Genomic DNA, 25,338 nt, shown 5'->3' with positions numbered 1-25,338 from the left:
AGGGGATTAAGAAACACCCACTGGTTTATGCAAGTAATCTTGAGAGGATGTAGTTTTATATGGGACAGCCAACATTATTAATCACGGCCTATGCGAAGGCACCGCAAAATACGAGCATGTATGAAAATTATAAATACGCTGGGATGGTACTGGAAATTCACAAGGAAAGTCACATAATCATTAATGCAGAATTTACGTTTTTAACAACTTTGGCCCAGGATTTTTTTAAGCGAATGATAGTAGGTTTTGATTTTAGTAAAGATATCGATTCCTTAATAGAGAATATTAAAACGGACTTTTTAGCTCCATCGCAGCAGTCGGTGATTGTTGCCCTGAAAATAGCTCACCAAAGATATAAGGATAGTTTAGAAGAAAGAAATAAAAATAGCAGGAGGTAGAAAATTGAGCAATGTAGTTATTATAGATTCGGTTCGCACCGCTATAGGGAAATTAGGGGGAGCATTGGAAAATGTTCCTGCCGATTTCCTGGCAGCTGCTGTCCTTGATGAAGTTATCAAGAGAGCGGATATTCCTAAAGAGAGTATTGATGAAGTGATAATGGGACAAGCCAAACAAAGTTCAGATGCGTCAAATTTGGCAAGAGTTGCATCGCTCAGGGCAGGATTTCCTGTGGAAGTACCAGGTTATACCGTACACAGACAATGCGGATCCGGCATCCAGGCAATCAATTCTGCCAGTCAACAAATACAATGCGGATTTGGGGATGTAATCATTGCAGGCGGAGCGGAATCAATGAGCACGGCCCCATACTATATGAGAAATATCCGTTTTGGATTGAAATCAGGGAATGGACAGTTATTGGACCCGAATACGGAAAGCCAGCCAGGTTCACAGCCCGTTGAAGATTACGGGATGTTAACGATGGGAATGACAGCAGAAAATCTGGCTGAAAAATATTCCATTTCAAGGACTGAACAAGATGAATTTGCTTTAAGGAGCCAAGAAAATGCAAAACGGGCAATTTCTACTGAACTATTTTCGAAAGAGATCGTTCCCTATCAAGTTAAAACGAAAAAAGGGTTAATGGAATTTAATGTGGATGAGCACCCAAGAGAAACCAGTCTGGAAAAGTTGGCTAATTTAAAACCGGTTTTCAAGAAAAATGGAACGGTAACCGCTGGAAATAGTAGTGGAAGAAATGATGGTGCATCCGCTCTGATACTAATGTCGGAAGAAGCAGCAAAAAGGAGTGGTAAAAAGCCGAAGGCAAGAATGATCGCTCAAGCTGCAGCAGGCGTATCTCCGAATTACATGGGGCTGGGACCTGTCAACTCTACCTTGAAAGCGCTTCAAATGTCAGGGCTGAAACTGAATGATATTGATTTAATAGAGCTGAACGAAGCCTTTTCTGCACAAGCTTTGGCAGTAATCAAAGAATTGAAGCTTGATATGAATAAGGTGAATCCTAATGGCGGTGCCATTGCCATGGGACATCCAATTGGTGCCACTGGTGCAATTTTAGCAACCAAATTGATGCATGAGTTAGAAAGAACCGGAAAAAGATATGGGCTAATCACACTATGTATAGCAGGTGGATTAGGAATCAGTACCATCATTGAAAATCAACAAATATAAAAACTTAAAAAAATTGGAGGAAATATAATGAAGAATCAAAAAGTAATCGACGTTTATAATGGATTGGTAGTTAAATTCAAGGAATTAGTTAGTGAATACGAAATTGATCATAATGACTATCAAGCTCTTGTGGATTGGATGGATCAATTAGGCAGGGCAGGGGAAATTCCGTTATTTATGGATGTTTTCTTTGAAACTCATGCTCTTCAAGAAATGTATAAAAGTGTAAAAGGAACTGAACCTACTATTCTAGGACCTTATTACATTGAAAATACGCCAGTCGTTCAAAATCCTGGTGTGCTGCCACAACGTGAAAATGAACCAGGTGACGCCCTATTCTTTTCAGGATCAGTGAAAGATGTTAATGGAAATCCGTTGGCAAATACTAAAATCGATATGTGGCAGGCTGATACAAATGGTGAATACTCATACTTCGCCGAAGGTATTCCAGATGATAATTTACGTGGTGTTTTTTATACGGATGCGAATGGTAATTTTGAAATTAAAACAGTTGTACCGGGTAATTATTCAATTCCAACAGATGGGCCTTCTGGTCAGTTCTTAAAGTGGATTGATCATCATGCATTTCGTCCAGCACATTTGCATCTATTGTTCCAACCGGAAAATGGCGATAGATTAGTAACACAAATATATTTTGAAGGCGATAAATATTTAGAAAATGATGTTGCACAAGGTGTTCGTGGAAGCTTAATTACGAAGTTAGATAAACATTCCGGTGCAGAAAAAGGTTTGAAAAATGATTATTATACGGCTCATTTAGATTTTGAACTTAGATTACAAGATAAACCAGTTTTCAATAAAGCTGTCGTGAAAAACTAAACATCGATAGGAATATGCATTGTTTGTTAATAGGCAATTTCAAAAGTTATTATCTGATTTTTCCGAGTTCTATTTTGGAACTCGGAAAATACATGATATTTTTATAAATGATGGGAGGCGGAAAATGCGTAGTGTAGTTGCTTCGGATATCATTGCTGTCAGTAAATTTAACCGCTTTCATTTACTTGTTTTTCTTTGGTGTTTTTATGCCATCGCTTTCGACGGGTATGAAATAGCGATGTATGGTGTGGGTTTGCCTTGGATGATGGAAGAGTGGGGGTTAACTTCCATACAGGCAGGGGCAGTCGGCAGTTATTCCTTATTCGGCATGATGATTGGCGCCCTGATTTTAGCACCGATTGCAGATAAATATGGCCGGAAGAATGTTCTCGTCATTTGTATGATTTTGTTCAGCGTATTTACCTTGGGGGCAGGGATAGCACCTAACCTCACATGGTTCACAGTCATGCGTTTCATTGCGGCAATTGGCATGGGAGCCTTGATGCCGAATGTTATATCGCTAATGACTGAATATTCCCCAAAACAAAATCGGGCCATCATTGTAGCTGCGATGTATTGTGGCTATTCAATCGGTGGAATCATGGCATCATTAGTGGGAATGTATATCATTCCTTATACGGATTGGCGTGTTTTATACTTTATTGGAATTTTGCCATTACTTACACTTCCAATATTCATGAAGCAGTTTCCTGAATCCCTTTCCTACTATCTAGCAAAGAAGGAAATTGGTAAGGTTGTTGAAATCCTCAATAAAGTCAAACCAGAAGGGGATTTTAAAGAAACAGACGATTTCAGGCTTAGTGAAGCTGAACAGAGGGGGAAAGGATCACCAGTAAAAAAACTATTCACGAACAAACGGGCATTCAGTACGGTTTCCATATGGTTGGCTGTGTTCTGTACATTGATGATGGCTTACGGATTAAATACATGGCTTCCAAAAATGATGCAGGATTCCGGATTCAGTATCACCTCAAGCCTTTCATTTAACCTGGTTTTATGCCTTGGTCAAATTGGAGGTTCCTTATTAGGCGGTTATTATGCTGGAAAAATGGGCCATCGTAAAGTTCTTGTTACACTATTCTTATTAGGGGCCGTTACCTTTGTCGCATTGAGCGCTACGACTAATACCTTCGGAGTATATTTACTGATTTTTATGGGGGGTGCCTGTACTGTGGGTGCCATGAACTTAGCCAATCCGTACATCACGGAATATTACCCCCGTGAAATCCGTACGACGGGTATGGGCTATTCACAAGCAATAGGCAGGATTGGCTCAATTATCGCTCCTACTTTAATTGCCTTTCTTCTGTCAACAGGCATGAATCCAAAGGTTGCTTTTGCTACATTTGCCCTGCCAAGTATCATCGCTGCCATCGGTTATATTCTTGTCCAAGAAAAACATGGATCTTTTGACAGGGTAGTCAAGGAGGATAATGAAGAGGTAGAATCAGAGAAGACTGTAACTATCTAAAGAAATGATTCACAATTCAAAAAACGATCCCCTAAGTTGCTTAACTTTGCAACAAGGGGATCTGCTATCAATGTTCCTAGGGCTGCTCTTGAAAATATTAAACTCGGATTGATAAGTAATTGCAGGAAACATACAAGCATTTATGAAATTTCAATAAAGTTAGTAGAACGATGTACTAATGTTGGACATTAGGTTAGGGGGAAAAATATTGAGTTCAGAATTAAAGGCAATAATAGAAGATCGCACACCGGAACTGTTAACGGACAGATCAAAAAAAGGAAAACAGAAAACTGTTCGATGGTTTATCCTATTTCTAATTGCTTTAGTCACTTGTATAAATTACATCGACCGTGCCATCATTTCGCTTGCTGCTCCGAATATTCAAGCCGATTTACAAATAGACCCGGCTTTAATGGGAATCATATTTTCTGTATTTGGCTGGAGTTATACGTTCTCCATGCTTTTTAGCGGCTACTTTCTTGATAGATTTGGTCCTAGAAAGGTATACACGGTTTCCCTCATTTTTTGGTCTGTATTTACATTCATGGTAGGAACCGCGAAAAGTATATCGTCCCTGATTACATATCGCATAGGACTGGGTGCCTTTGAATCTCCCTCCATACCTACTAATGCCTGGTGTGTATCCGAGTGGTTTCCTAAAAAAGAACGTGCTACTGCGGTAGGGATTTATACGGGTACTCAATATATTGGATTAGCCTTCCTGACTCCAGTATTTACTTGGATCATCATTACCTTTGGCTGGAATTACCTGTTTTATATAGCCGGAATTATAGGGATTCTTATTGGATTGGTTTGGTATGGATTCTATCGGAATCCAAGGGAACATAAGCGTATTTCTCAGCAGGAGCTAAACTATATCAAAGAAGGCGGAGGGATGATCGGTACCGAAGAGAAGCATCCTTTTTCCTGGAAACGGATTGGCCAACTGCTTAAACACCGTCAAATTTGGGGAATGTTCATCGGGCAATTTTCCATTCAAACTACTTTGTTTTTCTTTATGACTTGGTTTCCATCCTATTTGATTGATGAAAAGGGAATGACGATGTTAAAAACCGGAATTTATGCAAGTATCCCATACATAGTAGCGATATTAGGAACTCTGATTGGCGGCCGATGTTCCGATTGGATGATAATACGCGGGTTATCAACCGGAATGGCACGGAAACTGCCCATTATTGTCGGATTGTTACTTTCTTGTTTGATTCTCGGGGGAAATTATACGGATTCACCAAACATAGTCATCACCTTTATGGCAATAGCCTTCTTCGGACAGGGGATGGCATCAACGGTTACCGGTGCCCTTTTAGCTGATATTGCTCCGAAAGGAATGGTAGGACTAACGGGTTCTTCACTATATTTTGTAGCTAACATAGGCGGGGCATTATCTCCATTAATCGTCGGTATAATCATTAGTGCGACACATTCATATGCAGCAGCGCTAACCTTCATATCCGTAGTGGCCCTAATTGGCGCTTTTGCTTATATCTTTCTTCTCGGAAAAGTCCAGCGTATTGAAATCACTGAATGATAAAATAAAAAGGAGAAAGGCGGAATTACATTGAAATTGAGTTTATGCACAACAGGATTTAAAGAATGGGACATAGAGGAAATAATAAATTGGCTGCTTCCGTTGCAAGCGGATGTTAAAGGACTTGAATTATGGAATAAACATATAGAACGATTTCAGGAGAAGCACGGACCACTGGACAAATTAGCCAAATTACTTGAAACCAATGATTTACAGATACCTTCCATTAGTGGATATACGACTTTTTCGAAACTCTGGAACCAAAAAGAACATCAAAACGAAATCAATCAAGCAAGAAAATTGTTAGATATGGCTCATCAATTAAACTGCCCATTAATACGGACGTTCGCAGGTCATATAGCATCAAGGAATGCCTCACCAGAGCAATGGTCGGAAACGGCAACCGAATTAAATAAATTAGGGCAAATGGCAGATCTTTATGGAGTGGATGTAGCAATAGAAATTCACTATGACTCCTTTGCAGATAACCTCGAAGCCATTCATAAGCTTTTAGAAGATATCGACCATCCACGGATAAAACTGATTTTCGATGGTGCTAACTTATACGTTGATCAATTGAATCCGAAAGAGGTATTGGAATCCATTTTCCCCCATGTCAGCCATGTACATTTAAAAAATTATCACTACAATCATAAAGAGCGTTATAAAAACAAACCAGCACCCATTTTTAGTGGGGATGTTGACAATATTCGCTTACTCGAAGAATTGAGAAAGCGAAATTATACAGGTTTTGTTTCTCTGGAATATTTCGGTCAGGAAGGAATGCCTAACTTGCTTGCCTCATTAGAGCAATGGAAACAACAACTGACATATTAATTCTTTTGGGTATTTTAGATGTAGATCAATGGTGGATATTCAACTTTGATTTAAATGATTTTAGCATACTCTTTTCTCTTAATTAGCAGGAAACCCCATCATGGCAGTCGAACATCAATTAGTAAAAGAGCGGTCTAATTAAGAGAAGGTGAAAAGGAGGGTGAATATGCAGAATCATGAACTGGAACAAGTCATAAAAAATGCGGACAGGGCAATAAATAATGAGGATTTCGATCATTTAATGGAGTTCTATTCAGAAGATGCGATTTTAGTTGTCAAACCTGGAAAATTCGCAAAGGGGAAAGAGGAAATTCGTCGGGCATTCATTGCTATCGCTGAATACTTTAATCATAGTTTAATCGTCAATCAAGAAAAGATGGCAATAATCGAAACGGGTGATACGGCATTGGTTGTCGCAAAAGCCCAGCTAAGTGCCAATCAAAAGGAAGATTCCGAATTCTCTATGGAAAGAACCGCGACATATGTATTTAAAAAGGATTCCACGGGTACCTGGCGCTGCATAATCGACAACTCTTATGGTGCTGAAATAATTGAAGAATTGAAGTAATTGGTGAAAGCTGCCTTATATGGTGGCTTTTTATTTTTTCAAGACTCAGCTGGCTACAACAAAAACATTAATTTACGACAAAACAAGACGACGAAATCTTTAAGATATCGTCGTCTCATATACTAGGGTTATAATTTTCACTATGTTCATTCGTCGCTTATTTTAAAGCTGATAAACTTCTGCTCCATCATTTCATGCATCGCATATTTGACGCCTTCCCGGCCAACGCCGCTGTCCTTCCAACCACCATACGGCATATTATCAATTCGGTAAGTTGGGATATCATTGATGACGACCCCACCTGTTTCCAAGCGTTCTGCCGCATAAAAAGCTCGTTCTATACTCGGTGTCATCACTCCTGAGTTCAATCCGTAACGCGAATCATTTGCATCAGTGATGGCATCATCCAGCGTATCGAATGGGAAAATGCAGACAATCGGACCAAATACTTCGAAACGAAATACCTTTGAGTCACGATTTACATTGGTTAAGACGGTAGGCAATAGTACATTGCCTTCCACTGTACCGCCGCATTCAATTTTTGCTCCTTCCTGTACTGCCTCGTCAATCCAACTTTGTAACCGTTCCAATGATTTTTTTGAAATAACCGCTGTAATATTTGTATTTTCCTCCAGGGGGGAACCGATGACAAGCTGTTTTGTTGCACTGACGAATCGATCTAAAAATTGTTGGTATAGCGATTTGTGGACATAAATTCGTTGAATCGAGATGCACACCTGCCCATTATTCGTAAATGAACCCATCACACTTCGTTGAATAATTTTATCGATGTCGACTCCTTCATCAATGATGAAGGGCGAATTGGATCCGAGTTCAAGGGTAAGCTTGCGGAAGCCTGCCTGCTGCTGGATAAGGTGTCCGACCTCTACACTGCCTGTGAATGTCACTTTTTTTACATGTGGATGGGTCGTCAACGCTTCACTTAATACATCCCCTTTGCCCGGTATGATGTTCAATACTCCATCGGGCAACCCTGCTTCTTTAAAAATATCGGCAAGAACCAGTGCACTCAACGGGGTTTGTTCCGCAGGTTTTAACACAATCGAATTTCCTGCCGCGATAGCTGGACCAACTTTATGGGCGACCAGATTAAATGGAAAGTTAAATGGGGTAATCGCGGTAACGACGCCAATAGGGGTGCGAACCGTAAATCCAAAACGGTTTACCCCACCGACTGCCGCATCCATCGGTATTTGTTCTCCATAATTGTTTTTTGACGCTTCTGCAGCAAAACGATAGGTCTCAACCGTACGATTCATTTCTTCACGAGCATTTCGAATCGTTTTCGCCGCCTCTAGAGAAATGATTTTCGCAAGTTCTTCACTGCGTTCTTCCATGATTGTGGCAGCTTTAAATAAAATTTCCGCTCGTGCATGAGCCGGGTAGGATCGGTATTTCTGAAAAGCTGCATTTGCCTCAACAATCGCTTCAATGGCATCCGCTGGTTCAGCCTGTCCGATTTGTGCAATTTCTTCGTTTGAATGGGGATTATATAATGGCTCATATGATTTTGCCTCCCGCCATTTACCACCAATCCACAATTGCCACTTTTTCTTCATCTGAAATCCCTCCAATAATATCTGCCTTTATAGTTTACAAATATAATCACCTAGTGTTTTCGAGAGCTTTACATTTTCCGAATAATCGACATCCACATCAATCAAGACAATTTCCTGACTCGAAATCGCTTCTTCTAATGCATGAAGCAATTCATCGGAGTGGGTTACTTTCACTCCTTTAACACCAAAACTTTTAGCGAAGCTTAAAAAGTCTGGGTCTGTAAATTCAATCGCATTCGTACGATCAAATTTATTCAATTGCTTCCACTCAATTAGGCCGTATTTTGAATCATGGAAAATGACTATCACGAAGGCAAGACCTAGACGTTTTGCAGTTGCCAATTCAACCCCATTCATCAGAAATCCGCCATCCCCTGTAACCGCAATGACAGGTTTATCAGGTTTTGCCAGTTTGGCTGCAATTGCGCCAGGAATGGCAATTCCCATCGATGCAAAGCCATTAGAAATGATAGTGTGATTAGGCATTTCCGGCTGATACATCCGAGCCATCCATAATTTATGGGCTCCCACATCCGAAATGACAATGGCATTGCCCTTTTCCGCCCTTTTCAAATCGGCGATAATTCGCTGAGGGATGATAGGACTTCCTGATACATCATCCGAAGAATGAAATTTTTCTATGATTTGAGACCTTAACCTTTTCACTTCAGGCCAAAGCTCCTTTTCTACTACACCAGTGGACAAGGCTTCAAGTCCCTCCGAAACGTTCCCGACCAATTCAGCTTGAACGGGGTAATAAGCATCAATCTCAGCCGGTCTAGCATCAATATGAATAATCGGATTCATTGCCTCATCGTTCCAATACTTTGGCAAATACTCGACGAAATCATAGCCGACGGTGATAATAAGATCGGCCAAATCAAACCCGCATAGAACATAATCCCTTGCTTGCATCCCTACTGTAAAAAGGGTCAATGGATGGTTGGAAGGTAAAACTCCTTTGGCCATGAACGAATTCACAACGGGAATTTGCTTCTCTTCTGCAAATTTCCGTAAGAACTCAGCAGCTCCATCGCGGACTACGCCATTACCAGCTAGAATAATTGGCTTTTTTGCGCGATTTATTAATTCGACGGCTTTTTTGATTTCTTCCTCTGCAGGGCGGGATCTAGGCATAGGTGTAACCGGAAGAGGTTCACCTTCTGTATCCATCATCGCCACATCTTCGGGGAGTTCGATATGAACAGCTCCCGGCTTTTCTATGACTGCAGTTTTAAATGCTTTACGGATAATTTCCGGAATCGTATGCGGCACTTTAATTTGTTGATTCCATTTCGTTACTTCCTTAAAAACCCCAATAATGTCCACATATTGATGCGACTCCTTATGAATTCGATCAAGGCCCGCCTGACCTGTAATCGCGACAACAGGGGAATAATCCAGATAAGCACTTCCTATCCCTGTCAATAAATTAGTTGCACCCGGTCCCAATGTGCCCAAACAGACGCCAGGCTTTCCAGTCAGCCGGCCATAAATGTCTGCCATAAAAGCTGCAGCCTGTTCATGATGAACCAAGATAAATTTAATATCAGAACTTATTAGAGAATCAATAAGATCCGTATTTTCCTCACCAGGGATCCCAAAAATATACTGAACCCCTTCATTCTCTAAACATCTTACGAACAAATCAGATGCCTTCAAATTATTCCCTCCTCAACCATTTCAATTTCTTTCCCTATATGTTGGCTTTGCCTACTAGAAATTATGTACTTGCGTATTGTTAAAACCATTTCGAACATTTTTAACTCTATATAAAGAAATTCAGGTTTTAGTAAATTAACCTCAATAGTCATAACTTGGAGAAGTAAAATGGAAATCGCAAGTCGTTTATTTATCATCTCATTTATTACTGTTGCACTTGTTGTAATGGCAATTATCCCTTTCAAAAAATACTTTTGTGATTTCGGGGGCTTTTTCCTGTTAACCCCTTGTCAATCCAGTGTTCTTCCAATTTTCTTTTCAGTCTTTTTTAGCAAAACTTTATTTTAACTCGAACAGTGGTATGCTGGTTGATGGGGTGGATTTCAGCAGAAGATATTTTGGTTGTACAGAGATTGTGAAGTTAAAATAAACATTTCTGATACAAACTCCGATTTCGTGAAAAAAAACATTTCCGCAGTTTGATAAAAAGTGCTTAAGCATGGTATAAGTGTAAAGGAAGCAGGGACATGCTGCTTTTTAATTTTGGGATAAGGGGTTGGCCTGGTACCCATAATGAAAGGATTGGATTTTGAATATGAAAGATAATTTTTGGCGTGATTTACCACGACCTTTTTTTATACTGGCACCAATGGAAGATGTGACGGATGTAGTTTTTCGCCATGTAGTGAGTGAAGCAGGCAGACCTGATGTGTTTTTTACAGAGTTTACAAACACGGAGAGTTATTGTCACCCAGAGGGCATCCATAGTGTACGTGGGCGTTTGACTTTTACAGAGGATGAACAACCGATTGTAGCCCATATATGGGGGGACAAGCCTGAATACTTTCGGCAAATGAGTATTGGTATGGCGAAACTAGGCTATCGGGGTGTGGATATCAATATGGGCTGTCCTGTACCTAATGTGACACAGAATGGGAAGGGAAGTGGCCTTATTCGTCGTCCAGAAGTTGCAGCAGATTTAATACAAGCAGCAAAAGCAGGAGGATTGCCCGTAAGTGTAAAGACAAGGCTTGGTTTCACGGATGTAGACGAATGGCACGACTGGCTAACACACATATTGAAACAAGACATTGTTAATCTTTCCATTCATCTGCGTACAAAAAAGGAAATGAGCAAAGTAGATGCTCATTGGGAACTAATCCCGGAGATTAAGAAACTTCGTGACCAGGTGGCACCAGATACACTCTTGACGATCAATGGGGATATCCCTGACCGTGAAACTGGCTTAAAGCTCGCTCATCAATATGGTATTGATGGGATTATGATTGGGCGTGGTATCTTCAATAATCCATTTGCCTTTGAAAAGAAGCCGAAAGATCATAGTAGTAATGAATTGCTTGATCTGTTAAGGTTGCATCTGGATCTCCATGATAAATATTCAAAATTAGAGCTACGTCCGTTCAAGGCTCTTCATCGCTTTTTTAAGATATATGTCCGAGGGTTTCGAGGGGCAAGTGAATTAAGAAATCAATTAATGAGCACAGAGTCAACAGATGAAGTGCGTGCATTGCTCGATAACTTTGGGTCAAAGAATCTTGATGGAATAGGGGAACAGTAGAAGTGTCCCCATTCAAGGTAAAAGCGAAGTAGGATGTTAAACTGGTGTGCCCCCAAAAAGTTAGAGTTTATACTAAGCAGTTAATTGGCTAATGTGAAGGCGGTATTGAACCGGACTCATTCCCGCCAATTTTTGCTTTATTTGTTTGTTATTATAGTAATCTATGTTAGGTTATGAATTTGCAAATACGCAAATGGGGAAGACGATTATTTTCTTCAATATTTTAGATAAATTATCAGCCTACAAGTAAAAAACACAGATAAAATGGCGTCTTAAATGAAATATTGCTAACGGAATCAGGTGATACTGGTTCCGTTAGTTTTTTTGTGAAATCACCAATATCACTTGTGTTCTCAATTACAGGCCACGTACGTGGAGGTGTAGTGAAAATAAAAAACCCTACCTTTCATCTCAATTAATATAAATAAACATTGTGGTTGAATTATTGGACTTAATGGAATCTATTTTTGAAAAAGTACTGTATAAAAGATAGTTTAAAAAATTGACAGGGAAGGGGTTGTGGGTTCAAATCCCTCACAGGTCATCAACTGCCAAAGGCTCAAATCCTTGATATAACAGGGGTTTGGGCCTTTTTTATTTTGTCTTACTGGATGCGATTAGATCAACTATAGTGATTTGCTCACATTTTGCTAACGGGACTTCTTAAGGGCGTTGTGGAAAATATCAGCCACTTCATCATCTAATTTAGGATTAGGTTAATTTAAAAATATGCTCCCTCTTGCATGACCATGATGCCGTAATCATTGGCCCAAATTAAAGGTTTGATCGGGATGTCGGTGATTAGCTATGGTTCATCACACTGTTTTTTAGCAAGTTCAAAACAGGACATTGGTCGGAAGGGAAATATAAAATCTGAGGGGAAATGGTAAGGTAGTTCGGATGTACAAAAAAAGAGGGAGATGGAGCTATGAAGAAATTACTTACTAGTTTGGTAGTATTAGCAATGGCCCTTGGGATATCTTTTTCCACTGCTTCAGCATCAGCTGGAGGGTTTCACCATCCCGAAAGCTGGGATAAAAACTCTATTTTGCGGAAGGACTCTCATGGGGTGGAGATCAGAAATATGCAGTATATCCTAAATGTCATGGGTTTTTATACGGATTCAGCAGTGGTTGACGTTGATGGAATTTTCGGACCAAAAACCGAAGCGGGTGTAAAGAAATATCAAAAAGAAAACAACTTGAAAGTGGATGGTGTGGTTGGCCCACGGACGTGGGATAGCTTCTCGCAATATATTAAGAAGTATGGTAATGAAACATATGGAGCAGGCGGAAACATGGGACTAAGAATTAAATGGAAGTACGACAATTCTTCCTATACATCCGGCTCTAAAGCCTATATTTACGGTAATGGGGATACATTAAGCGACCAATATCGCTTGTATGCGAATTAAGATACAGGAAGGACCAATGAATTTCCCCTTCATATGAAAAACGTGCCTATAAATGGGCACGTTTTTATTTTTGGCTTTCACGAGTTGATTTTTATGTTCTACCTATGATCCATAACTTTCTTATCATAAAGTAATTGAAGTGAATCTTGGATGGTTTGAAAAGAATCAAATTAAAGAAGGAGATTATGTAAAGTTTGATTGAATTCATATCACCTCAGCTCTAGTTCTTAGAGGCGAGGTGATAACTGGTTTTGGAGCAAGTTTTTGCGGTTTGTGATCCCCGCATATTCAATATAAAGTGGTTAGCCACCGATACATCGACGCTTTTTTACATCTCGAAATTTTAAAAACCAAATATAAATTATGCAATATTGAATTTTTTATTCTGATACGCATGATGATATTGCCAACTTTACTAATGATTGGCCGTTATAATAGTATTTTGTTAATTTGGAATAAGAATTGCATATTGAATAAATAGAAAATTCAAAAAATAGGAGGAGGACAAGAGAAATGTATATTTCCAAATAACGAGGTTATTTTTTGTATAAACTGGTCTGACCGGTCTGATATCTAAAGCAATGGAGTTGAACTTAAAGATGACAATTGTAAGTGAAACTGTTCAAAAATTTTTATGTGATTTTATTCTTAAGAATAATCTTATGAGTGGTGACCAGCTTCCGTCTGAAAGAGAATTGGCAAAACTATTAGAAGTAAGCAGATCTTCTGTAAGAGAGGCATTGCAATCACTTTCTGAAAAAGAAATTATTGAAAAAAAAATAGGAAAGGGGGTGTATGTAAAGAAAAGTTTACATCTCAATGACAAGGCATTTTCAAGCACGTTCGAAATATCTGTCAATATCGATAATTCTCTAGACTTATTAGAACTTCGCAAAGTAATTGAAGCTGAAATCGCTTATTTGGCTGCAAAAAGGATAAAACCGAGTGAAATCCATATTCTTGAACAATCGCTGGTCGACTTAGAAGTGTGTATTAAAATGGAAACTTCTATTATCGTTCCCGATCTTGTATTTCATAGAACGCTTGCACGATCGACAAACAACCAAGTGATTATTGATATGTACAATAATATTTCGGAATTTTTCAAAAAAGTAAGGATTGAAATGGCAACTTATGACGATACAAAAAATGCACTTTATTACCATCAACAGATCTTGAAGGCGGTGAAAAAAGGAGATACAGATAGAAGTTCTAAATTAATGAAAGAACATATTGAAGATGTGAAAAGCCATTATATCAAAATGGTAGAGGAGTATAAGAGCGTCCAAAACACTCACACCTGATACCAATAATAGGGGGAAATAAATTGAGAGCTAAAACCATCGTTAATTCAGGTTTAATTCAAGAAGAGCCAAATTTTAAGAGAGTTCTAACCCTCCCTTCCCTTGTATTTTACGGCCTTGCTTATTTAATACCTACGACAATTTTTGATATGTATGGAATTGTATCGAATATAACTCACGGAATGTTTTCCTTAACTCACGCGTTAACAGCATTAGCAATACTGTTCACAGCATTTAGTTATGGAAGCATGGTTGCCGCTTTCCCGGTTTCAGGTTCCGCATACACGTATGCCCAACAAGCTATAAATCCATATATTGGTTTTTTAACAGGTTGGACTGTTATGATGGATTATCTTCTTGTACCTATGCTGTCTTACGTTATTGCTGCTAATTATATGAATGCGATTTTCCCTGAAATACCTAATTGGATATGGATCCTCGGATTAACTGTCCTTGTGACAACGATTAGCTACGTTGGCATTAATGTTACCGCCAAAGTAAATAACATAATTGTTTTGGTTCAGCTCTCCATTATAGCTATTGTAACGATTTTTTTAATTAAATTTATTGCCCAAGGAGGAGGAATGGGATCCTTTTTCTCATGGGATGTATTTGTAAACTCTAGTGAGTTTGCTAAACCAGAAGTAGGATGGGGAGTCATTTTTACTGGTGCATCTATACTGGTACTATCATATTTTGGATTTGATGCTGTAACAATGGTAGCGGAAGAAGCTATCAATCCGAGAGTTAATGTTCCAAGAGCGGTATTAATAATTTGTGCGGGTGCAGGGCTTTTATTTACAACCGTATCTTACTTAATGCTATTAGCCTGGCCTGCAGGCTGGAGTGAATTCACGGATGTAAATACGGGAGCACTTGAATTATTTAAAAAAATTGGATTAGGTATACTCGCTGTTATCTACCCTTTCTTCACCTTAATTGGAGCCATAGCGGGCCCTTTAGCTGCACAAACCTCTTGTTCCCGTATGCTGTGCAAAATGGGTGGCGACAGAATTATACCAAAGTTTTTTGGCTACATTCACCCTAAAAAAGCTACTCCAACAAATAGTATTTTATTTATTGGGTCTCTTAGTTTAACTGCTTTGTTTCTTGATGTAAAAACAGTCATTTCTTTAGTAAACTTCGGAGCACTGTTTGGCTGTACCTTCGTAAATATATCCGTTATATTCTATTATTTTATTAAGCAGAAAAAACGTAAAGGCATAAATATTGTACGCTATTTGTTATTCCCTTCTATTGGAGCAATGATCACGCTATTCTTTTTATACAAATTGGATATGTATGCAAAGACTGCAGGTTTGATTTGGTTGACAGTTGGAGTTATTTACCTAGGACTCAATACAAATTTCTTCAAAAAACTTCCACCGGAATTAAATATGAATGAAATGAAAGGATGATACTTTAATGACACAATCATATTGGTTAGCAAATGCATTACTTGAAAGCGCTTTCCTTCGTAAGGATGGAATGGTTACAAAAACAATAACGGAACACTGTCATATCCTAGTTGAAGAGGGAAAATTCACTAAAATAATCCCAGCTCATGAGAATTTACCCGTTGAGTTGCCAGTTCAGGATACGGGCGGACTGCTTATGCTTCCTGGTTTTCAGGATATGCATATTCACCTGGACAAAACATACTATGGAGGTAAATGGAAAGCATGTACCCCATTTGTGGATGTATTTGGCCGAATGAAAGAAGAAGAAGACATGCTTCCGTCTCTTCTTCCTGTTGCGGAAGAAAGGGCGAAGAAGATTTTGGAGCTGCTTTTACAGAATGGAGTAACCCACATAAGGGCTCAGTGTAATGTTGACCCCATAATTGGGTTGAAAAACATGGAAGCAGTTTTACAGGCATTACAATCATACGATGGACAGCTTTCTTACGAGTTAGTTGCTTTTCCTCAGCACGGACTCTTGCGAAGTAATTCCGTTCCACTTGTAAGGGAAGCATTGAGAATGGGAGCAACTGCTGCAGGGGGATTGGATCCGGCCATAGTAGATGAAAATATTGAAGCTTCATTACATGCACTCATAGAACTTGCAGTTGAAGCGGATGCAGATATAGATTTGCATTTACATGAACCTGGTCACCTGGGAATTTATACGATGAAACGATTGGCTAAACTTACAGAAGAAGCAGGGTGGCAGGGAAGAGTTACAATTGGACATGCGTTTGGACTCGGGGATGTTCCAGTTGAAGCGGCAGCCGATGCGGCGGAAACTTTAGCTCATGCGGGTATTTCAATTGCTTCTACTGTACCTATCGATATTCCCACAATTCCAATCCCATTGCTTCATGAAAAGGGTATAAATGTCTCGCTTGTAAATGACAGCATAACAGATCATTGGGACCCATTTGGCACTGGGGACGTGCTTTACAAAGCTAGTCTGATGGCTGAGCGTTTCGCTTGGATTGATGAGTGGTCTTTAGGACGAGCTCTTGGTTTTATTACTGGCGGGAAAATACCTCTTAATTCAGAGGGAGAGCGAGTTTGGCCGACTATTGGTGATAAAGCGGATGCTGTTTTTGTGGAAGCTAGTTGTTCAGCGGAAGCAGTCGCAAGACGTGCAAGGCGCCTTGCGGTTATGCACAAAGGGAAAATTGTTTCAGGTTCTTTCAATAATTGAAGTATTTGATGAAAGCTGCCGTATATGGTGGCTTTTATTTTTTAATTATACGGCTTGACAATATACCCCTATAGGTATAATATGAACTCACAAGTAAGATTGCATAAACTCACGAGTAAAACGTGCAAACTCACGAGTAAAATGCGCAAATTCACGAGTAAACGCGATTTAACTAGCTATGGGCTTATAATCATTATCGTGAGAATGTTGATTAAGAGGTTTTGCATATTCATTATGTCTATTTGAAGCGTTAATTCGGAAGTGAACTTGGGGCTTCGCTTCATAATCGGAAAGTAATTGCATTTGTAAATAGATGGGTGGGCAGAGTATGGAGTATGATAAAAGTGTCATTAATCGCTTGAAGCGGATTGAAGGACAAATCAAGGGTGTACTTGGAATGATGGAGCAGGGAAAGGATTGCAGAGAAATCGTCACGCAGTTGTCGGCTGCACGTAATGCCATCGATAGGACCATGGGTGTTATCGTAAGTGAAAATCTTGAGCAATGCGTTCGGGAAAACGTTGTGAAAGGCGAAGGCACTGATCATCTAGTCAAGGAAGCGGTTAATTTACTGATAAAAAGCAGGTAATAGAATTTGACCTGACCTTTAGAAAAAGGAGTGTTATTCATGTCTTATATTTTACAAGTGGATTTTAAAATGGAAGGACCATTTGGCAACGAAATGGTAAAAGAATTTACTGATTTAGCAAAAAGCATTAATGATGAAGAAGGCTTGATCTGGAAGATTTGGACCGAAGACAATGAGGCAAAGGAAGCTGGTGGCATTTATCTGTTTGAAACGAAGGAATCTGCATGTAAGTACTTGACTATGCACACAGCTCGGTTAAAAGGGTTTGGTATCGTGAAGGTTAATGGAAAAATATTCGAAGTGAATGAAGTTTTGACTTCAATCAATCATGGGCCAATTAAATAAAGAAAAACCTATTCCATTCATTTTTTTAGTGAAGTAGGTTGACGAACTATATTTTTTAGAATAATATATACCCCATAGGGTATGATGAAACAACAAAATGAAATATCATCAGGGGGAAAACATAATGACTGAAAAGAAAAGAACGACGATCATTTTATTTAGTGGTGATTATGATAAGGCAATGGCTGCTTATATCATCGCAAATGGGGCGGCGGCTTACGATCATGAAGTGACCATCTTCCATACATTCTGGGGATTGAATGCCTTAAGGAAGGATGAGCCGGTTTCATTAAAAAAAGGCTTTCTGGAAAAAATGTTTGCAAAAATGATGCCGCGTGGTTCAGATAAAATGGGACTATCCAATATGAACTTTGCTGGGATGGGTCCTAAAATGATCAAACATGTGATGAAAAAGCATAACGCCATGTCACTCCCAAATTTAATTGAGTTGGCCCAAGAACAGGAAATCAAACTAATTGCCTGTACGATGACAATGGATTTATTGGGCTTGCAGCAAGTGGAATTAATGGATGGAATTGAGTATGCAGGTGTTGCGGCTTATTTAGCTGAAGCAGAGGATGGAAATGTAAACTTATTCATATAATTTGGGGTACTGGAGGGATGAGTTCAAATGGGAACTATATTCAATCTCATTATATTAGGTTTCATCGTTTGGTTTTTATATCAGCGATTTGTCCCGGCAAAGGGGATAAAAAATATAAATGCGGCAGAGTTAAAAGTTGAGCTGAGTAACAAAGGAAATAAGCAATTCATTGATGTCCGTACTCCTAATGAATATAGGGGCAATCATATTAAGGACTTTAAAAATATTCCTTTAAGCGAACTTGGTAAAAGGGCACAAGAACTTTCAAAAGATAAAGAAGTGGTAGTGATCTGCCAAAGCGGGATGCGGAGCAGTAATGCAAGTAAAGCATTGAAAAAATTAGGATTTAAAGAAGTCACTAACGTAAAAGGCGGCATGAGTTCTTGGCGCGAATAAAAGGAGGATCTTAAAAATATGAAAGAAATTTTACCGAATGAAGTGAGTGCATTGTTGAAGGGAAACTCGCCAGTCCACATTATTGATGTGCGGGAGGTGGAGGAAGTAAAGGTAGGGAAAATACCAAATGCTGTAAATATCCCGTTGGGTCTAGTGGAATTTAGAATGCAGGATCTGGATAAATCAAAAGAGTATATCATGGTCTGCCGGTCAGGGGGCAGAAGTTCAAGGGCAGCACAGATACTTGAGGATCATGGATATAAAGTGTTGAACATGGTGGGTGGTATGAATCGCTGGGAAGGTCCTACAGCATAATTTCAAACCCGAATATACCCCCATCCCTATTTAGAAAACAAGGAGGAAATAAAATGATTAAAACAAATTCCGTTTTGGATGCTAAAGGTTTAGCATGTCCCATGCCAATCGTAAAAACGAAAAAAGCCATGAATGGTCTGGAAGCAGGGGAAGTACTGGAAGTTCAAGCGACTGATAAAGGGTCAACTGCCGATATGAAAGCCTGGGCGGAAAGTACAGGTCATCAATATTTAGGTACAGTTGAAGAAGGAACCACACTAAAACATTATCTTCGGAAAGCAAGCGGAGAAGAAACAGAAGTGAAGAAGCATGAAAAAATCATTTCAAATGAAGAACTTCTTCAAGTAATGGAAGAAAATCGAAATATGATCCTTCTGGATGTACGAGAATCCGCAGAGTATGCTTTTCATCATATTCCAGCAGCGAAATCCCTTCCAATGGGTGAATTGGAACAACGTATGGGTGAACTTGATAAAGAGTCAGAGATTTTCGTGATTTGCCGTTCTGGCAGCCGAAGTGATCTTGCTGCACAAAAACTGACGGCGGCTGGATTTGAACAAGTATTCAATGTTGTACCAGGCATGAGCCAATGGAACGGGCCTTCACAAAAATCCGTTAATAAATAAAGGTGACTCTAAAATGGAGGAATATAACATGACTAACAAAGTGGCAATAATCGCAAGTAATGGTGGTGTATTTGACGCATATAAAGTGTTTAATATCGCAACGGCAGCGGCAGCAACAGATCAAGAAGTGGCCATTTTCTTTACTTTTGAAGGCTTGAATTTAATTCATAAAGAGGCGAATGGACAACTTCCATTGCCTGAAGGTAAGGAGCATTTCGCCGAAGGCTTTAAAAAGGCTAATGTTCCTTCAATTCCGGAATTAGTTACTATGGCTCAGGAAATGGATGTCAAGTTTATTGGCTGTCAAATGACCATGGACGTTTTGGGCATGGAAAAAGAAGCTTTAGTTGACGGTATCGAAGTAGGTGGGGCAATCACATTTTTAGAGTTCGCTAAGGATGCTGATGTTACATTAACCTTTTAATGAAGGTAAAATTTTTTGGGATTTTTAATACTGTAGGGGGTATATAAGATGGCGTTTAAGCAAATGACAGCAGCTGAGGTTTCAAAGAAAGTAATCAATAAAACAGACTTATTTATTTTGGATGTTCGAAATGAAAGTGACTTTAATGATTGGAAAATTGAAGGGCAGAACTTTGAATTCCTTAATATCCCTTATTTTGATCTACTGGATGGCGTAGAAGAAATCCTCGATCAAATCCCGACCAATAAAGAAATCCTGGTAGTATGCGCAAAGGAAGGCTCATCTGTTATGGTAGCTGAAATGCTATCTGAAGCTGGATTGGATGTTTCTTATTTAAAGGGCGGCATGAAAGCATGGAGTGAACACTTGGAACCAGTGAGGGTCGGCGAATTGACCAATGGCGCTGAAATTTACCAATTTGTTCGACTTGGTAAAGGCTGTCTATCTTACATGGTCATCTCCAATGGTGAAGCAGCCGTAATTGATTCTACAAGAATGATAGATGCGTATCTTGATTTCGCCGATGGTATCGGAGTGAAAATTACACATGTTCTGGATACGCACTTACATGCCGATCATATTTCAGGTGGAAGACGAATAGCGGAAGTAACAAATGCAGCCTACTGGCTGCCGCCAAAAGATGCGGCTGAAGTAACTTTTGAATATCAGCCATTAGAAAGTGGTAAAGTGATAACGATCGGTCATATAGCGATTGATATCCAAGCATTATACTCCCCGGGCCATACCATTGGATCCACTTCATTTGTGGTCGATCAAAAATACTTGCTTTCCGGGGATATACTATTCATTGATTCCATTGGCAGACCGGACCTAGCTGGATTAGCTGAGGATTGGGTAGGGGACTTAAGAGAAACACTTTATACACGTTATAGAGAATTATCAGACGAGTTAATAGTATTGCCATCACATTTCATGATCATCGATGAATTGAATGAAGACGGAAGTGTCGCTAAAAAGTTGGGTGCGCTGTTTGCTGACAATCATGGATTGAACATTGCAGATGAAACGGAATTCAGAGAGCTTGTAACAGGTAATTTACCGCCTCAACCAAACGCATATCAAGAAATTCGCGAAACCAATATGGGGAAAATCGAGCCTGATGATGAAAAACAGCGCGAAATGGAAATTGGGCCCAATCGTTGTGCGGTTCGCTAATACTGGTAAAAATAAAATCCAAGAAAATAGGAGAGAAGAAATATGAATTCAGATAAAGTGTTAGACGCTAAGGGACTTGCATGTCCAATGCCGATTGTTAAAACAAGAAAAGCGATGAATGATTTGCAAACCGGTCAAGTGCTGGAAATACATGTAACAGATAAAGGAGCAAAAGCCGACTTAGCGGCTTGGTCAAGATCTGGTGGCCATGAACTGGTGGAAACGGCAGAAGAAAATGATATACTGAAATTTTGGATCAGAAAAGGCTGATAAAGGGAAGGGAACCAATAGGGTTCCCTTCTTTTAAGGGAGGCACTTACAATGGATATCACCTTTATCATGACCATCTTTTTGATTGGTTTTATAGGTTCATACGTTTCTGGAATGCTCGGCATCGGCGGCTCGATAATAAATTATCCAATGCTGCTGTTTATTCCCCCGATCTTTGGTTTAGCGGCATTTAGCGCCCATGATGTGACAGGAATAAGTGCTATACAAGTCTTATTCGCTTCCATCGGAGGTATATGGAGCTATCGTAAAAGCGGACATTTAAATAAAACGCTTATTCTCTATATGGGGATCAGTGTGTTAATTGGAAGTGTGGTTGGAAGTTTTGGATCACAATCGATGTCGGAAAACGGAGTGAATATCGTCTATGGAGTTTTGGCGTTGATAGCGGCTGTCATGATGTTCATACCGAAGAAAGGGATAGATGACATTCCTTTGGATCAAGTTACCTTCAACAAATGGCTTGCTGCCATCCTTGCCTTAATCGTTGGTTTAGGTGCCGGTATAGTCGGTGCCGGAGGGGGCTTTCTATTAGTTCCGATCATGCTTATCGTTTTAAGAATTCCAACCAGGGTAACGATTGCGTCTTCATTAGCCATCACTTTCATTTCATCCATTGGTGCAACAGTAGGAAAAATCTCAACGGGACAAGTTGATTACTATCCAGCATTAATCATGGTTGTTGCAAGTTTAATAGCATCTCCGCTTGGGGCAATGGCCGGTAAAAAAATGAATGTAAAAGTCCTGCAAGTCATACTGGCTCTATTGATTTTAGCGACGGCTGTGAAAACGTGGGTGGGGATCATGTCTTGAGGTACTATTTGAAATGGAAGGAAGCAGTTGTGAAAATAATATTAGAATTCTAAAAAGAGTTCTATCGTTAAAGAATTGTTCACAATAGGCCACACTAAAAGTTTTCCTCCATCACTTTTTTCTCTTATTATCTTGTACCAGATAAGTCAATGGGACTTCTGTTAATAGAAAAAGCTGACTGTTGAAAGTCAGCTTTTTCCTAATGTGGCCGTTGATAAATAATTAAAAAATTACCGCTAAAATAAAAAAAACAATCATCAATAATTGAATTAATACTTTGGCTAAACTGCCGCCTAAAAAACCGATTATAGTAGCAAACCCAACTTTTGAAGCCTTCACTATATCTTTTTGAATGATTAATTCCGAAATGAGGACTGCTAAAAATGGTACGAGAATTATCCCAAAAGGAGGGAAGACGAATGAACCAACAATCGTGGCAATAGCTGCTATTGTCTCGGATGTTTTTGACCCCCCATACTTTTTAACAAAATAACTATTTGCGATAATGTCGGCCGCGATTAATACACCGCTCAACACAACCATACTGATCCAGAACCATAAGGATAACTCATCAGAATTAATAAGGAATTGATAAACTGCATATCCTCCCCAAATGGCAACAACCGAGGGAATAATAGGATAGACAATTCCTACAAAACTTAAAGCAAATAAGACGATCGTTAATCCCCACCATAAAATATCCAATAAAACTCCACCTTTTCATACTTACTTATCATATATCTACTAAATTATATTTCTATTTAGGGTCAAAAACCATTTATTCTTTTTTTGTATATTCGAATCCCTCACAGGTCATCAACTACCAAAGGCTCAAATCCTTGATATCACAGGGGTTTGGTCCTTTCTTTATTTTGTCTAACGGGATGCGTTTAGATAAACGTTAATCTAACGGGTGCTTTAGTTAAATAAAGTTTAGGTATTCCAAATAAAGAAACTCGCCAATTACTATGGCGAGTTTTTGCTTATTTATATATCAATACCGATGTCAAAACGACTGTCATTTCAGCACGGATTTTTAGAAAAGCACCTTAAAACGGAACCCTATAACCTTTAAGGTAAGTCTTTTTGTTTTGAGGTTTCCATATAGGAAAAATAAAAAACAACAATGAAAGCAGTTGATTTCACCTAAGAAATACAACTGCTTTTAGCTTTTGGAAAGGAACCTGCGGATATTTCCTAGCAAATTAGTATACAAGGACTTTTATAATTTACAAAAAAGAAATAGCGCCACTAATTATAGCTAATACTGTTAAGATTAACGATGTAAAGATTGCCCATTTGTATGCGAATTTTTGATATTCTCCAAGGTCTTTATCAACCATGCCAACTAATAGAATGGTTGATGCAACAAGTGGGCTCATTAAATGAGCGGGTTGTCCCAATATAGAAGCCCGAGCAATTTCTAACGGACTAATACCATAGGCTGAAGCTGCTTCTGCAAGAATAGGGAGAACTCCAAAATAATAGGCATCATTCGATAAAACGAAAGTGAATGGCATACTTGTAATGCCAACAATGACAGGAAAAAACTGTCCTAATGAAGCAGGTATTATCGCAACCAGTCCATTAGCAATGGCATCAACCATTTTTGTACCGGAAAAGATTCCTGCAAATACTCCTGCCGCAAAAACTAATAGAACAACAATTAAAGCGTTTCCAGAATGTGCTAAGATACGTCTTTTTTGCATTTCCAGATTAGGGTAGTTAATCATTAAAGCAATGGCGAAACCGACCAAAAATAAAATAGGGGAAGGTACCAATCCCATGATAAGAATGACCATAATGCCTACCACAATTAATAAGTTAACCCACAAAAAACGAGGACGTTTAATGTCAATATAAGGGAATGTTTCAGTGGCTTCATTTTCTACAGTAGCAGCTATTTCATTTTTCAACTCGTCTATGTGTATTACACCCAGTCGTTTACGTTCTTTTTTCCCTAAAATAAATGCGACGAAAATAACCCAAAGAGCACCACCAATCATGGTAGGAATAAGTGGAACAAAAAATTCGGATGCATCAAGTCCCAATACTGCTATTGCTCGGGTAGCAGGTCCACCCCAAGGGGTCATACCACTCATAACACTTAAAGCTAGCATGGCTACTGTGGCTAAAACCAATGGATTCATACCGATTCGTTTATAAAGTGGATACATAGCTGAAACAGTAATGATATATGTTGTTGTACCGTCTCCATCTAGGGCCACGAGTAATGCAAGAATTGTGGTACCCATCGAAATTTTGACAGGATCTCCCTTGACGACTTCTAATAACTTTTTGATAAGTGGATCAAATAAGCCCGTGTCTATCATAATACCAAAAAACAATATGGCAAATAATAATAGAGCTGCAGATGGAGCGACTAGCTTAATGCCTTCCATCATCATAGTCCCAATTTTACTTCCAAAACCACCAGCTACTGCAAAAACGATCGGAACTAAAGTTAAAGCAACAATGGGTGATAAACGTTTGGACATAATTAAATAGGTAAAAACGGTAACCATGGAGATGCCTAAAATTGTAACAAACATTATTAAATCCCCTCCCATATTTTGAATGCGCTTTCAAATGATTTCTGATGACTAAAAAAACAATTTCGCGACTATTCAGAAAAATTAATCGGTAGATTAATTAGTTTTACACTATGCTAAGCGCTTTTCTTTATTAA

At 39.1% G+C, this 25,338-nt stretch carries 27 protein-coding genes; 22 read left to right on the top strand and 5 right to left on the bottom strand.

Annotation, left to right across the window (positions count from 1 at the left end):
* Positions 1 to 59 precede the first annotated feature (59 nt).
* The 7 genes from FNK51_RS10960 to FNK51_RS10930 all read left to right on the top strand — a co-directional run bounded on the left by FNK51_RS10960 (position 60) and on the right by FNK51_RS10930 (position 6,882).
* Entirely contained in the window at positions 60 to 398 is a 339-nt protein-coding gene (locus tag FNK51_RS10960) for a DUF3870 domain-containing protein (RefSeq protein ID WP_048687694.1), read from the top strand.
* Between the two features lie 4 nt (positions 399 to 402).
* Positions 403 to 1,596 carry a thiolase family protein gene (locus FNK51_RS10955; RefSeq protein ID WP_098373126.1) on the top strand — a complete coding sequence of 398 codons (1,194 nt, stop codon included), beginning with the start codon at positions 403 to 405 and terminating at the stop codon, positions 1,594 to 1,596.
* A 27-nt stretch (positions 1,597 to 1,623) separates the two neighbouring features.
* The gene (locus FNK51_RS10950) at positions 1,624 to 2,436 is read left to right on the top strand and encodes a dioxygenase family protein (protein ID WP_098373125.1); all 813 of its coding nucleotides are present in this window, start codon (positions 1,624 to 1,626) and stop codon (positions 2,434 to 2,436) included.
* Between the two features lie 124 nt (positions 2,437 to 2,560).
* The gene (locus FNK51_RS10945; protein ID WP_141993339.1) at positions 2,561 to 3,928 is read left to right on the top strand and encodes an MFS transporter; all 1,368 of its coding nucleotides are present in this window, start codon (positions 2,561 to 2,563) and stop codon (positions 3,926 to 3,928) included.
* A 208-nt stretch (positions 3,929 to 4,136) separates the two neighbouring features.
* Complete coding sequence (locus FNK51_RS10940) at positions 4,137 to 5,477, top strand: MFS transporter (RefSeq protein WP_220126987.1); 1,341 nt, start codon at positions 4,137 to 4,139, stop codon at positions 5,475 to 5,477.
* A 30-nt stretch (positions 5,478 to 5,507) separates the two neighbouring features.
* Entirely contained in the window at positions 5,508 to 6,314 is an 807-nt protein-coding gene (locus FNK51_RS10935; RefSeq protein ID WP_181762239.1) for a sugar phosphate isomerase/epimerase family protein, read from the top strand.
* A 166-nt stretch (positions 6,315 to 6,480) separates the two neighbouring features.
* Positions 6,481 to 6,882, top strand: a complete 402-nt coding sequence (locus FNK51_RS10930) for a YybH family protein (protein ID WP_141993336.1) — start codon at positions 6,481 to 6,483, stop codon at positions 6,880 to 6,882.
* A gap of 146 nt (positions 6,883 to 7,028) precedes the next feature.
* Here FNK51_RS10930 and FNK51_RS10925 read toward each other — a convergent pair whose 3' ends face one another.
* Together FNK51_RS10925 and FNK51_RS10920 are read right to left on the bottom strand one after the other, a co-directional pair.
* Positions 7,029 to 8,462 carry an aldehyde dehydrogenase family protein gene (locus FNK51_RS10925; protein WP_141993335.1) on the bottom strand — a complete coding sequence of 478 codons (1,434 nt, stop codon included), beginning with the start codon at positions 8,460 to 8,462 and terminating at the stop codon, positions 7,029 to 7,031.
* 27 nt (positions 8,463 to 8,489) lie between these two features.
* On the bottom strand, positions 8,490 to 10,124 hold the full coding sequence (locus FNK51_RS10920; protein WP_141993334.1) for an acetolactate synthase large subunit: 1,635 nt from the start codon (positions 10,122 to 10,124) through the stop codon (positions 8,490 to 8,492).
* A gap of 595 nt (positions 10,125 to 10,719) precedes the next feature.
* Between FNK51_RS10920 and FNK51_RS10915 the strand changes: the two genes are divergently transcribed.
* A complete protein-coding gene (locus FNK51_RS10915; protein WP_141993364.1) occupies positions 10,720 to 11,703 on the top strand; it encodes a tRNA dihydrouridine synthase in 984 nt (327 codons plus the stop codon).
* A 72-nt stretch (positions 11,704 to 11,775) separates the two neighbouring features.
* Here FNK51_RS10915 and FNK51_RS27530 read toward each other — a convergent pair whose 3' ends face one another.
* Positions 11,776 to 11,868: an IS3 family transposase gene (locus FNK51_RS27530; RefSeq protein ID WP_141993363.1), complete on the bottom strand. Its 93-nt coding sequence runs from the start codon at positions 11,866 to 11,868 to the stop codon at positions 11,776 to 11,778.
* Positions 11,869 to 12,631: 763 nt separating this feature from the next.
* Between FNK51_RS27530 and FNK51_RS10905 the strand changes: the two genes are divergently transcribed.
* The 14 genes from FNK51_RS10905 to FNK51_RS10840 all read left to right on the top strand — a co-directional run bounded on the left by FNK51_RS10905 (position 12,632) and on the right by FNK51_RS10840 (position 22,649).
* The gene (locus FNK51_RS10905) at positions 12,632 to 13,117 is read left to right on the top strand and encodes a peptidoglycan-binding domain-containing protein (RefSeq protein ID WP_141993333.1); all 486 of its coding nucleotides are present in this window, start codon (positions 12,632 to 12,634) and stop codon (positions 13,115 to 13,117) included.
* A 599-nt stretch (positions 13,118 to 13,716) separates the two neighbouring features.
* Positions 13,717 to 14,421 carry a FadR/GntR family transcriptional regulator gene (locus tag FNK51_RS10900; RefSeq protein WP_141993332.1) on the top strand — a complete coding sequence of 235 codons (705 nt, stop codon included), beginning with the start codon at positions 13,717 to 13,719 and terminating at the stop codon, positions 14,419 to 14,421.
* A 23-nt stretch (positions 14,422 to 14,444) separates the two neighbouring features.
* The gene (locus tag FNK51_RS10895) at positions 14,445 to 15,839 is read left to right on the top strand and encodes an APC family permease (RefSeq protein ID WP_141993331.1); all 1,395 of its coding nucleotides are present in this window, start codon (positions 14,445 to 14,447) and stop codon (positions 15,837 to 15,839) included.
* A 7-nt stretch (positions 15,840 to 15,846) separates the two neighbouring features.
* Positions 15,847 to 17,073 (top strand): amidohydrolase, encoded by a 1,227-nt coding sequence (locus FNK51_RS10890; protein ID WP_141993330.1) that lies wholly within the window; start codon positions 15,847 to 15,849, stop codon positions 17,071 to 17,073.
* Between the two features lie 328 nt (positions 17,074 to 17,401).
* On the top strand, positions 17,402 to 17,662 hold the full coding sequence (locus tag FNK51_RS10885; RefSeq protein WP_098373111.1) for a metal-sensitive transcriptional regulator: 261 nt from the start codon (positions 17,402 to 17,404) through the stop codon (positions 17,660 to 17,662).
* Positions 17,663 to 17,701: 39 nt separating this feature from the next.
* Entirely contained in the window at positions 17,702 to 18,007 is a 306-nt protein-coding gene (locus FNK51_RS10880; RefSeq protein ID WP_141993329.1) for a monooxygenase, read from the top strand.
* Between the two features lie 124 nt (positions 18,008 to 18,131).
* Complete coding sequence (locus FNK51_RS10875; RefSeq protein ID WP_141993328.1) at positions 18,132 to 18,611, top strand: DsrE/DsrF/DrsH-like family protein; 480 nt, start codon at positions 18,132 to 18,134, stop codon at positions 18,609 to 18,611.
* Positions 18,612 to 18,638: 27 nt separating this feature from the next.
* Positions 18,639 to 19,007 carry a rhodanese-like domain-containing protein gene (locus FNK51_RS10870; RefSeq protein WP_141993327.1) on the top strand — a complete coding sequence of 123 codons (369 nt, stop codon included), beginning with the start codon at positions 18,639 to 18,641 and terminating at the stop codon, positions 19,005 to 19,007.
* Between the two features lie 18 nt (positions 19,008 to 19,025).
* Positions 19,026 to 19,322, top strand: a complete 297-nt coding sequence (locus tag FNK51_RS10865; protein WP_141993326.1) for a rhodanese-like domain-containing protein — start codon at positions 19,026 to 19,028, stop codon at positions 19,320 to 19,322.
* A gap of 53 nt (positions 19,323 to 19,375) precedes the next feature.
* Entirely contained in the window at positions 19,376 to 19,948 is a 573-nt protein-coding gene (locus FNK51_RS10860) for a sulfurtransferase TusA family protein (protein WP_141993325.1), read from the top strand.
* A gap of 28 nt (positions 19,949 to 19,976) precedes the next feature.
* Positions 19,977 to 20,372, top strand: a complete 396-nt coding sequence (locus FNK51_RS10855) for a DsrE/DsrF/DrsH-like family protein (protein ID WP_141993324.1) — start codon at positions 19,977 to 19,979, stop codon at positions 20,370 to 20,372.
* 48 nt (positions 20,373 to 20,420) lie between these two features.
* The gene (locus FNK51_RS10850; protein WP_098373105.1) at positions 20,421 to 21,548 is read left to right on the top strand and encodes an MBL fold metallo-hydrolase; all 1,128 of its coding nucleotides are present in this window, start codon (positions 20,421 to 20,423) and stop codon (positions 21,546 to 21,548) included.
* 42 nt (positions 21,549 to 21,590) lie between these two features.
* Positions 21,591 to 21,818, top strand: a complete 228-nt coding sequence (locus FNK51_RS10845) for a sulfurtransferase TusA family protein (RefSeq protein WP_098373104.1) — start codon at positions 21,591 to 21,593, stop codon at positions 21,816 to 21,818.
* Positions 21,819 to 21,869: 51 nt separating this feature from the next.
* The gene (locus FNK51_RS10840) at positions 21,870 to 22,649 is read left to right on the top strand and encodes a sulfite exporter TauE/SafE family protein (protein WP_141993323.1); all 780 of its coding nucleotides are present in this window, start codon (positions 21,870 to 21,872) and stop codon (positions 22,647 to 22,649) included.
* 222 nt (positions 22,650 to 22,871) lie between these two features.
* On the opposite strand, the gene FNK51_RS10835 is transcribed toward FNK51_RS10840, so the two are convergent.
* Both FNK51_RS10835 and FNK51_RS10830 read right to left on the bottom strand, forming a co-directional pair.
* Positions 22,872 to 23,354, bottom strand: coding sequence for a DUF456 domain-containing protein (locus FNK51_RS10835; protein WP_098373102.1), 483 nt, complete (start codon positions 23,352 to 23,354; stop codon positions 22,872 to 22,874).
* A gap of 524 nt (positions 23,355 to 23,878) precedes the next feature.
* On the bottom strand, positions 23,879 to 25,201 hold the full coding sequence (locus FNK51_RS10830) for a CitMHS family transporter (RefSeq protein ID WP_141993322.1): 1,323 nt from the start codon (positions 25,199 to 25,201) through the stop codon (positions 23,879 to 23,881).
* Positions 25,202 to 25,338: the final 137 nt, after the last annotated feature.

It is taken from the genome of Bacillus sp. B4EP4a (assembly GCF_006680105.1).
In the GTDB taxonomy this organism is placed as follows: domain Bacteria; phylum Bacillota; class Bacilli; order Bacillales; family DSM-1321; genus Peribacillus; species Peribacillus simplex_E.
The sequence above is the reverse complement of the archived record's forward strand: the minus strand, read 5'-3'. Positions and strand labels throughout refer to the sequence as shown.